The organism is Micromonospora sp. NPDC003776, assembly GCF_053605645.1.
In genome coordinates, this window is the sequence record NZ_JBSGJR010000215.1 from 1 (window position 1) to 10,063 (window position 10,063).

The following is a 10,063-nucleotide window of genomic DNA, read 5'->3' on the forward strand; positions in this document are numbered from 1 at the left end:
GCGGCGTTCAAGTTCTGGCGGCGGGCGGACACGCGGCGGATCTCCTCGCGCAGCACCTCGTGTTTCGCGCTCAGGTGCTCCTCACGGCGGCCGGTGGTCAGCCGCAGATACTGCTCGGCCTTCGCGTGCAGCCGCTCGGACAGGCGGCGCAGCCGGTGCTGCTTGGCAAGGACTCCGGCGGCCCGGAACTGGCCACCAGCGCCCAACGCGGTGATCCGGCCATCGGCTCGCAGTCGCAGGGCGCCCGCGCTGAGCAGGGTGTTCAGGCCCCAGTCGACACCGAGCGCCACCGCGTGCCCGGTACGTCGGGCTTTCGGCACCACCTGCGTGAACGCGACATCGGCGCGTACCTGCCGACCAATGGGGCGCAGGGTGGGTAGGTGCAGCACCGCGCCCGCGGGGACGGTGGGCGGCAGGGTGATCGGGCAGGCCACCCACGTCCAGTCCCCGTACGTGCGCGGATCCGGCCGGGTGGGCAACTGCAGGCGCAGCAGCACCCTGCCTGGGTCGGTGTCGCTGCGTTCGATAGTGGCCTGCTGCCGGTCGCACGCCGCAAGCAGCAGCATCCGCGAGACTCTCGGGCTGTTCTCCAGTTCGAACAGGTCCACCGGGAGGCGGCCTTGCGCGGCCAGGAACGTGGCGGCCTGCCGGGTACGCGCTTTGACGACGTTGGCCGGCAGATACTTCCCGCCAGGGATCGCCTCCCGAACCTGCTCCCACTCCTGCGGAGTGCGCTTGCGCGGGTCGGCCGGCCAGGTCGCCAAGATCCCGGCGGTCAGGTCGGCACGCCATGTCACCGACCGCAGCGCACGCCCGGCCTGCTCCTGAACCATCCGCACGATCCGGTCATTGACCCTCACCCCCTCCCGGACGGTGACGGTCCAACCCAGCCGCCGCAACGCCATCCACGCGTTCGACGGCAACCTCCGCCCACCCGCGTCCACACCGCAGGCCAACACCCGCACATCCGCGGCATTCCACCGCTGCGCCAACAGCCCGGAAACCATGCCCGCCACCAGATCGGCACACCAGCCGACACGCTCGGCCAGCACCGCCTGGGACAGGACCTCGCTGGACTTCTCATCCACACCGGCGCGCACAAAAGCCCGGACGCACGCGGTGCGGGAGGCCTCGCCCTCAACCAGCGACACCGTCCGACTCACCCGCCACCAACCTCACCACACCCAGACCCGGCCACCACGCACAAGAGCGCCACGCGACAGGACTCACCGCCGGCGCAGACCCCCACCGCCCCGCATCAAACCAGAAGACACCGACACCCACGACCGGCCAACGATCACTGACGATCCTTAACCAAATCCCTCAGCCTTCATGAGCTCCGTCGCCGGGAGCACCCGGTCCGAGGACGGTTTCGACGTCGGTCCTGGCTCGGGCCGGGCTGAGGAGGACGACCACAGCCGGTCGAGGACGCCCCAGCGGCCACCGGTCGCCGCGGGGAGCACCAGCAGGAGGGCCCGAACCAAGCCGAGACCGCTTACGGCGGCAAGAGCCAGGCGCCGGCGGCCGGTCCGGTTCGTCGGTCCCCCGTGAGGTGCCCAGTCGCGTGACCCCATCAGCTGCGGCCCGGTGCCATGCCGGGTTGATGCCTCGAACCTCGCAAGCCTCCAACCCGCCGGCGGCCAGCTTACGGCGTCTCCCGCCCCGGGGCGGCCCCTGATCCGGTTCTCACTGGCGCATGACCCAGATGTCCAGCGGCGTGGTCAGGCTCCGGACGACCTGCCAGCCGGCGCGGCGGTACACCTCGACGTTCGCCGGGTTGCTCGTCTCCAGGACCGCTGGCAGGCCGTCCACCTCGGCCCGGCGCAGCCCGGCCCGCATGACCGCGTGTCCCCAGCGCCGGCCGGCATGGTCGGGGTGGGTGCCGAGGACCCCGAGGTACCAGAACGGCGTGGCCGGCAGCGCGGCGTGCACGGCGTCGTCGTAGGCGCGTACCCGGGCGAGCGCGTCGGCCGGGAGTCGGGCGGCGAGGCCGTCGTCCGGTCGGCCCGCGCCGGTGGTGGGGGGTTCCCAGATAGCGACGGCGGCCCCGCCCTCGATCGTCCAGATCGTCCGGCGGTGCACCCGCTTGTCGAAGAGGTGGCCGAAGAAGGCGGCGGCGTACCGCGGGTAGGTCGCCTCGTCCGGGAAGAGGTGTCGTAGCACCGGGTCGCGGGTGAACGCGGCGACCAGTGAGGCGACGACCCGTGCCCGGTCCGCCGGGGTGGCGACGTTGATCTCCGGTGTGCTCACGCGCCCGACGGTAACGCGCCCGGCGGGTCGGGGGCACCGGGTCCGTCAGCCGATCGCCCGCCAGGTCCCGGCGTGTTCCGGCTCCGCCGCCCACCGGGCCTGCGCCACCTCGTCGGGGCGCGGCGTCCAGTCCCGGTACGGCAGGTAGGCCAACCGCCAGGCGATCACGAAGACGACGTACCCGGCGACGAACACCAGGAGGGCGTCGCGCCGCCGGTACGACACGCGGGGTGCCAGCCAGGCCGCGAAGGCGAGCAGGGGGAGCAGCGCGCCGGCCCTGGCCAGGCCCTCCCGCCCCGTCTCGGCGTCGACCAGCCAGAACACGCCGAAGCTGGCGAGCAGCACCGCCGTGTCGATCAGCGCCGCGAGGAGGAGGCGCAGGCCGGGGCTGCGCGGTCGGGGGGTGGTGTCGGTCACGCCGGCAGGGTATGCGCCGCGGGCGAGCCGCGCGGCGGGCGTACGACGAAGGGGGCCCGGCGGGACGGCACGTGGCCGGCCCACCGGGCCCACTCCGGCAGGGAGAGGAACGGTCAGAGGTTGGTGCGCGGATCCGCCGGGTCGGCCGGGTCGGCCGGGAAGGCGCCCGTGGCCCGCTGCGCCGGCAGGTCGGTCACCACGTACCCGGTCTCGGTCTCCGGCGCGGGCTCCTCGTCGGTGTCCGAGCGGTGCTTGGCCATCGCGGCGGCGCCGGCCGCCGCCGCGCCTGCGGCCGCCGCGCCCGCCGCCACGGCCTTGCCGGAGACGCCGGCCTTGCCGTCGTCGCCGCGCGAACCGGCGGCGTGTTCCACGCCGGGGGTGCCGAGGGTACGGCCCTCGTCGATCGTGCCGCGCCAGGCGCCGGTCTCGGCGCCGCGGCTCTCGATGTACGACTTGAACTTCTCCAGGTCGGCCTCGGCGCGCTTCTCGACGATGTTCATCTTGTCGCCGGCCTTTTCGACCAGCCCCTCCGGCTCGTACTCGAGGGAGAGCCGGACCTGGGTGCGGTCGGTGCCGATGGGCTGGAAGTAGACTGCGCCGGCGTTGGTGGCGCCGCTGGTGGCCGCCCAGGCCACCTTCCGGTCCGGCACCTGCTCCAGGACCTTGGCGTCCCACTCGCGCTTCACGCCCGCGATCTCGGCGACCCAGTGCATCCGCTTGTCGTCGAGCTGGCGTACCTCCTGCACGCCGCCCATGAACCGGGGGAACTCCTCGAACTGGGTCCACTGGTTGTAGGCGGTGCTGACCGGCACGTCGACTTCGATGGACTTCTCGACCTTGGTGGTCATCGATCCTCCTCGTCGTTCTTTCGTCCGCACCTGAATCCGTACCCGCGGAAATCCGGCTCAACCACGCGAAGGGCCCGCGGCCGGGTGGCTCCGGTCGCGGGCCCGTTCACAGTTGCTTCTCGCTCGGTGCCTCCCCCGCCAGCTCCGTACCGAGCCGGCCGGTCAGGCGCCGGTGCTGGTGCCGGAGTTGGCGGCCAGGATGACCACGAACGCGATCCAGAGGATGCCGAGGATCGTGAAGATGTAGCTCAGGACGAGACCGGCCGTGGCCAGGCCGTTGCCCTGCTCTCCGGTCTGCCGGATCTGCTTCTTGGCGATGTGGCCGAGGACGATCCCGACCGGGGAGAAGATGAAGGCGAAGACCAGGGAGAGGATCGCCATCACGTTGGTGCCCCGCACGGCGGGTGCCGCTGGGGTGCCGGTGTGTTCCGCGTACGACGGTTGCTGAGTCATCTGACCCTCCACAGTGAAGTAGCTGGAGGCTCCCTGATAACCCCGGCGCAACCTGCTGAAACGTCGAAGACGCCGGAGACCCCGGTCGATGTCGACCGGGGGCCTCCGGCGCGGAGGGGGAGTGCCGGCTCAGCCGTCCTCGCGGTCCGGGCTCTCCAGCCGGAAGAAGTTGCTCTGCTTCCCGTCGGAGCGCTGCTCCTGGTAGATGAAGTTGAGTCGCCGCTCGTCGAAGGTGCGGAACCACTCCTCCCAGCTGATCTCGCGCAGCCGGTCCGCGCGGCCGTTGGCCGGGAAGTCGAAGCGGAGCACCCCGGGGTGCCCGTCGTGCTCGGTTCCGTCCACCGTGGTCGGTACGCCCTTGCGCGCCTCGGCCCACTGCCGGATGACGTCGTGGTCGGTGGTGACCAGGCTGCGCCCGGGCCGCTCCGGCTCGTCGTTGACCGAGGTGACCTCCTGGGCGTACTTCAGCGATCGGGAGGTCTGCGAGCCGGTGCGGATGCCGCCGCCCCCGGACGAGCCGTTGCCGGCGGAGTCGCCCCGGGCGCGGCCGCCGGACCGCCCCGAGTCGTCGCGCAGGCTCTTGACCAGGGCCTTGACCAGGTCGTCCTTGCGCATCTCGGCGGTGTCCGTGACGCCCCGGCGGCGCAGCCGGTCACGCAGCTCGTCCACCTTGAGCCGGGCGATCTCGCTCTCGTTGATGTCCGGCGTGTTCGGGGTCTGGTTGCCCGGCGGGTTGGCCGCCGAGCTCCGGCCGGACGAGCTCCGGGCCGACGAGCTTCGGGCGGACGCGGAAGTGCTCTTCTTGGCCGAGGCGGAGCCGCTGCGGCCGGTGCCGCCGGCCCGCGCCGAGGTGCTCTTCTTGGCGCCGTCCTTCATGCTCTTGACGAGGGCCTTGACCAGCTCGTCCTTGCGCATGTCGGCGGTGCCGGTGACGCCCCGGCGGCGCAGCCGGTCGCGTAGCTGGTCGACCTTGAGGCGGGCGATCTCGCTCTCGTTGATGTCGGGGGTGTTCGGGGTCTGGTTGCCCGGCGGGTTCGTGGACGCGGTCGATCCGCCGCCGCGCCGCGAGCTGCTCTTCGTGGGCATCGCACATCATCCTTCCTCGACCCGGGTCCAGGGGGTTCCAGCGCCACGTGACGCGGTGGGCCGTCCCCTGATCAGTACCCTCAGCCGAGCGCCCAAACGTGCGGCGGCGGCCGGGCCGGTCAGGAGTAGAGCGTCTTCAGGTACTCCGGCCCGTAGTGGCGTTCGAGGTGTTCCAGGCTCTCCACGGGCGCCTCGACCTCCTTGATCAGGCGGGCGCGGGACGGCAGCAGCTCCGGCTGCCAGGTCTCCGGCCGCCACAGCTCGGAACGGAGGAACGCCTTCGCGCAGTGGTAGAAGATCTGCTCGATCGTCACCTCGACCGCCAGCACCGGACGGTGCCCCTTGACGGTCATCTCGTCGAACCAGGGTGCGTCGCGCAGCAGCCGGGCCCGGCCGTTGATGCGCAGCGTGTCGGTGCGCCCGGGAATCAGATAGATCAGCCCGACGTGCGGGTTGGTCAGGATGTTGCGGTAGCCGTCGGCGCGCCGGTTGCCGGGCCGTTCCGGGATGGCGATGGTCGTGTCGTTCAGGACGAGGGTGAAGCCGGGCGGGTCGCCCTTGGGCGAGACGTCGCAGCTGCCGTCGGCGCCGGCGGTGGCGACCAGGCAGAACGGCGAGGCGGCCAGCCAGTCCCGGTCCCGGGCGTGCAACGTCGTCCGTTCCTTGGTCAGCGCCCGGGGCATCGGCGCCCCCAGCAGTTCGCGCAGCTCCTCCGGGCTGCTGATCTCCTGTGTGGTCACGCCTGCCTCCCCCGTCGGTCGACCTTGACGGCGATTCCGGCCCGCGCGGGACCGGTTTCCGTCATCGTCAGCCTAGGAGAGCGCGCCGGACGCGAGGTTTGCCCCCTGGGCGGCCGGGTACGGCCTAACCCGCAGCGCGCCCGGACGCGGTCGATGGAGGCGGAAATGGAGAGCCGGCTGAAGGTGCTCGGTCACCCGGTGCACCCGATGCTGGTCATGTTTCCGGTGGCGCTCCTGGTCACGGCGGTGATCTTCGACGTGATCGACACCGTGGGCGGGCCGAAGTTCCTGGGCGAGGTCGCGTACTGGAACATCACCGTCGGCCTGATCGGCGGCCTGCTGGCCGCGGCGGCCGGCACCGTCGACCTGCTCGCCCTGCCCACCGGCACCCGCGCCAAGCGGGTCGGGCTCACCCACGCCGCCGCCAACCTGGCGGTGATCCTGCTCTTCGCCGCCGTCTGGGTGGTCCGGCTCAACGCCGAGTCCCGGGCCGCCGGGGGCGCCCTGATCGCCATCGAGGTTGTCGCCGTGGCGATCCTCGGCATCAGCGCCTGGCTCGGCGGCGAGCTGGTGGACCGGCTCGGCGTCGGCGTGGACCCGGAACACGACCTGAACGCGCCGAGCTCGCTGCGACCCCCCTCGACCCACCAGCGGATCGGAGACGTGCGATGACGGAACAGAGCGGCGGCCGGGGCTGGCGTGGACGCCAGCAGGGCTGGGACCCGATGGGTGAACTCCAGTCGTTGCGGGCCGAACTGAGCCGCCTGGTCGGCGGCCGCTCCGGCAGCCAGGACGTCGAACTGACCGAGGTCGCCGACGGCTGGGAGGTGGTCGTCCGGCTGCCCGGTGTGGCGCCGGAGGAGGTGGCGGTCGAGCTGGACGACCGGGAGCTGTGCGTACGGGCCCGCTCGGAGGCGGAGGTCAACGCCGATCACGGCATCCCGGGCGGGTTCGAGACGCGCGGCTTCGAGTACCGGGTGGACCTGCCGTCCCGGGTGGACCCGGATCGGATCGACGCGGTGATGGACCACGGACTGCTCCGGGTGCGGCTGCCCCGGGCCGCCCGGCCCGCGCCGCGCACCATCACCGTCGGCCGCACCGGCCCCCGCAGCACCCGCGAGGGGGGTACGCCGGCCCTGGCCGACCCGGCCGCGGACCGGGAGCTGCACCACCCGGACACCACGGTCGACGAGATCGACCGGCCGTAGGAGCCCCGTGACGACCCCGGGGGACAACTCCAGTGCGGCGCGTCCGTCGCCGCGCCGCGACCGGGAGCCGTCGGGTGTGCTCGGCCCGGTGGGCGAGCGGGTGCCCGACGTCGGGCGGATCGCCGTGCTGCGGGCCAACGCGCTCGGCGACTTCATCTTCATCCTGCCGGCGCTGGCGGCGCTGCGGGCCGCGTACCCGGGGGCGGAGATCGTGCTGCTCGGCGCGCCCTGGCACGCGAAGCTCTGGCGCGACCGCCCCGGCCCGGTGGACCGCGTGCTGGTGGTGCCGCCCGCGCCCGGGATCCGCGACCCCGGCCCGGACGAGCCGCCGTCGGACCTGGAGGACTTCCTCGCGGCGGCCCGGAAGGAGGACTTCGACCTGGCGTTGCAGCTGCACGGCGGCGGGGGCAACTCCAACCCGATCATCACCGGGCTGGGCGCGCGGGTCACCGCCGGCCTGCGGGCCGAGGACGCGCCGCCGCTGGACCGCTGGATCCGGTACGTCTACTACCAGCACGAGGTGATCCGCTACCTGGAGGTGGTGGCCCTGGTCGGGGCGCCCGCCACCACGATCACCCCGGCCCTGGCGGTGACCGACGCTGACCGGGCGGAGGCCCGCGAGGTGTTGGGCGAGCCGACCCGGCCCCGGGTGGCGCTGCACCCGGGGGCGACCGACACCCGGCGGCGCTGGCCGCCGGAGCGCTTCGGCGAGCTGGCCCGGGCGTTGGCCGGCGACGGGTACGAGGTGCTGGTCACCGGCACCCCGGCCGAGCAGGAGACGGTCGACGCGGTGGTGGCGGCGGCCGGCGTGCCGCTCCGCCCGCAGGTCGGCACCCTCAGCCTCGGCGGGCTGGCGGCCTGCTACGCGGGGTGCCAGCTGGTGGTCTCCAACGACAGCGGGCCGCTGCACCTGGCCGGCGCGGTAGGCACCCCGACGGTGGGCGTCTACTGGATCGGCAACCTGATCAACGGGGCGACGCCGTTGCGGGCCCGGCACCGGCCGATCGCCTCCTGGACCACCCACTGCCCGGTCTGCGGCACCGACTGCACGCCCGGGATCTATCCGCACCGCCCCGGCGACGGCGACTGCCCGCACCGCGACTCGTTCGTCGGGGACGTTCCGGTGATCGAGGTGCTGGAGGCGGCCCGCGAACTGCTCGCCGGCTGACCGGTCAGGCCGGCTGCTGGTCGGTCAGGACGACCTCCCACGCCTCCACTTCCCGATCGGTGACCGTGGTCGGCGACTCCAGGTGGTAGGCGCCGCTGGGCAGCACCCCCGCGCCGCCGTGGCGCTCCAGCACGGCGATCTGCGCGGCGACGTCCTCGCCCTGGTGCCGCTCGTGCACCCGGCGCCAGAACTCGAAGCCGCCCGAGTCGATCAGCTTGGCCCGGTCGTACAGCACGCACCCACCGATCCAGGAGACCTTGTACGCCCGCCACGCGCCGGCCGGCAGGCGCAGCTTCTCGGTCACGTGCAGCAGGTTCGCCGCCGGGTGGATGGCCGCCCGCTCCCACTCCGGGGTGCCCGGCCGGACCCGTTCGGGCACCGGCCGGCCGTGCCACTCCTCGTAGTGGGCGTGGGACTCCGGCCGGACGTCGTCGGCGTACGACAGGCCGTGCACCGCGTTGCCGACGAACCCGCAGCCCAGCTCCCGGATCGCGGTGACCAGCCGGGCCAGCGTCCCCGGCTCCAGCCAGACGTCGTCGTCGAGGCAGAGCACGTACCGGGCCGCCGACTGGGCGAGCAGGTAGGCCCGGTGCTCGGCGAGGCCGCGCCGGGGCAGCCGCCGGGCCAGCAGCACCGGGTGGCCCCGGTGGCGCAACGCCCGGACCATGGTGGCCGCCGCCGGGTGCGCGTACGCCGGATCGTCGTCGGACTGGTCGCTCACCACCACCCCGAAGTCGGGTACGCCCTCCTGGGCGGCCAGCCCGGAGAGGGTGACCGCCAGTTCGGCCGGGCGGTTGCGGGTGGGGATCAGCACGTCGAGCTGGCGGGGACGCCGGAACCGCTCCGGCGCCCCCAGGTCGAGCGGTCGGTTCACGCCGGCCTGCCCTCGCCGACGGTCGGGTTGGCCGAGTGCGCCCGGATCCGGTCGATGATCGCCGAGGTGGAGCGGTCCGGCACGTACCCGAGGGTGTGGACCTGCCCGCCGAGCCGGCGGACCAGCGGCGCCTCCGGGACCATCTCGGGCGGGTAGTCGCCGCCCTTGACGTAGACGTCCGGGCGGACCGCCTCGATCAGCTTCGCCGGGGAGTCCTCCTCGAAGATCACCACGTGGTCGACGCACTCCAGCGCGGCGAGCAGGGCGGCCCGGTCCTCGACCGGGTTGACCGGCCGGTCCGGCCCCTTGAGCCGGCGTACGCTGCCGTCGGAGTTGACCGCCACGATCAGCAGGTCGCCGAGTGTGCGGGCCTGGGTCAGGTAGCGGACGTGCCCGGGGTGCAGCACGTCGAAGCAGCCGTTGGTGAACACGATCGAGCGGCCGGCCCGCCGGTGCTCCGCGACGATCGCGGTGAGCTCCTCGGCGCCGACCAGGGTGGGGTGGTCGGCGTCGTCCGGGCCGGCGCCGAGCGCGCCGAGCAGGTCCTCGCGCCGGCACACGCAGGTGCCGGTGTCGGAGACGGTGATGGTGGCGGCGAGCTGGGCGAGCTGGGCGGCGGTGGGCAGGCTCGCCGCCGCCGCCAGCGCCAGGGTCATCGCCGCCAGGTAGGCGTCCCCGGCGCCCACCGCGTGGCTGGCCGGGACCGGGGTGCTGTGGCTGCGTCGCGGTTCCCCGTCGGCCCCGCCGACCACCGCGCCCTCGGTGTCCAGGGTCACCGCCACCACGTCGGCGCCGGTGTGCGCGCGCAGCTCGGGCAGGCGCGCCTCGGCCAGCACGGCCCGGTCCACGCCCTCGCCGGTGGCGGTGCTCACGGTCACGCCGGTGCCGGTCACGCTGAGCCCGTCACCGGTCAGCGCCACCCGCTCCTCCCCGGGGGTCGGCTCGCCGGTCGGCCCCGCGGCGCGGCGGTCGGCCGGCGGTGCGCCCGAGGTGGGGTGCGAGCGCCCCTCGGGCAGCCC

Annotated in this window: 11 protein-coding genes and 1 pseudogene; 3 read left to right on the plus strand and 9 right to left on the minus strand. The window is 73.6% G+C overall.

Features of this window, described 5'->3' with window-relative positions; genetic code table 11:
• The 7 genes and pseudogenes from ACWEVO_RS18580 to ACWEVO_RS18610 form a co-directional block, all read right to left on the minus strand.
• Positions 1–1,163, minus strand: a 1,163-nt coding sequence (locus ACWEVO_RS18580) for a hypothetical protein (RefSeq protein WP_452308775.1), incomplete at its 3' end; no start/stop codon positions are given.
• Positions 1,164–1,686: 523 nt separating this feature from the next.
• Positions 1,687–2,250 (minus strand): GNAT family N-acetyltransferase, encoded by a 564-nt coding sequence (locus tag ACWEVO_RS18585; RefSeq protein ID WP_452308776.1) that lies wholly within the window; start codon positions 2,248–2,250, stop codon positions 1,687–1,689.
• 45 nt (positions 2,251–2,295) lie between these two features.
• Positions 2,296–2,667 (minus strand): hypothetical protein, encoded by a 372-nt coding sequence (locus ACWEVO_RS18590; protein ID WP_452308777.1) that lies wholly within the window; start codon positions 2,665–2,667, stop codon positions 2,296–2,298.
• A gap of 398 nt (positions 2,668–3,065) precedes the next feature.
• Positions 3,066–3,515: pseudogene (locus ACWEVO_RS18595) on the minus strand (SRPBCC family protein); the annotation flags it as partial.
• Between the two features lie 162 nt (positions 3,516–3,677).
• Positions 3,678–3,968 carry a DUF4190 domain-containing protein gene (locus ACWEVO_RS18600; RefSeq protein ID WP_452308778.1) on the minus strand — a complete coding sequence of 97 codons (291 nt, stop codon included), beginning with the start codon at positions 3,966–3,968 and terminating at the stop codon, positions 3,678–3,680.
• A gap of 129 nt (positions 3,969–4,097) precedes the next feature.
• Complete coding sequence (locus ACWEVO_RS18605) at positions 4,098–4,667, minus strand: hypothetical protein (protein WP_452308784.1); 570 nt, start codon at positions 4,665–4,667, stop codon at positions 4,098–4,100.
• Between the two features lie 506 nt (positions 4,668–5,173).
• Positions 5,174–5,794, minus strand: a complete 621-nt coding sequence (locus tag ACWEVO_RS18610) for a pyridoxamine 5'-phosphate oxidase family protein (RefSeq protein ID WP_452308779.1) — start codon at positions 5,792–5,794, stop codon at positions 5,174–5,176.
• A gap of 165 nt (positions 5,795–5,959) precedes the next feature.
• Between ACWEVO_RS18610 and ACWEVO_RS18615 the strand changes: the two genes are divergently transcribed.
• From ACWEVO_RS18615 to ACWEVO_RS18625, 3 genes are all read left to right on the plus strand, one after another.
• Positions 5,960–6,466 carry a DUF2231 domain-containing protein gene (locus tag ACWEVO_RS18615; protein WP_452308780.1) on the plus strand — a complete coding sequence of 169 codons (507 nt, stop codon included), beginning with the start codon at positions 5,960–5,962 and terminating at the stop codon, positions 6,464–6,466.
• Positions 6,463–7,002: an Hsp20/alpha crystallin family protein gene (locus tag ACWEVO_RS18620; RefSeq protein ID WP_452308781.1), complete on the plus strand. Its 540-nt coding sequence runs from the start codon at positions 6,463–6,465 to the stop codon at positions 7,000–7,002. Before ACWEVO_RS18615 ends, ACWEVO_RS18620 begins: the two co-directional genes overlap by 4 nt.
• 76 nt (positions 7,003–7,078) lie before the next feature.
• Positions 7,079–8,170 (plus strand): glycosyltransferase family 9 protein, encoded by a 1,092-nt coding sequence (locus tag ACWEVO_RS18625; RefSeq protein WP_452308785.1) that lies wholly within the window; start codon positions 7,079–7,081, stop codon positions 8,168–8,170.
• 4 nt (positions 8,171–8,174) lie between these two features.
• Here ACWEVO_RS18625 and ACWEVO_RS18630 read toward each other — a convergent pair whose 3' ends face one another.
• Together ACWEVO_RS18630 and rfaE2 are read right to left on the minus strand one after the other, a co-directional pair.
• Positions 8,175–9,044: a glycosyltransferase family A protein gene (locus tag ACWEVO_RS18630; protein WP_452308782.1), complete on the minus strand. Its 870-nt coding sequence runs from the start codon at positions 9,042–9,044 to the stop codon at positions 8,175–8,177.
• The coding region (rfaE2, locus tag ACWEVO_RS18635) for a D-glycero-beta-D-manno-heptose 1-phosphate adenylyltransferase (protein ID WP_452308783.1) at positions 9,041–10,063 on the minus strand (1,023 nt) is incomplete at its 5' end. The genes rfaE2 and ACWEVO_RS18630, both read right to left, overlap by 4 nt.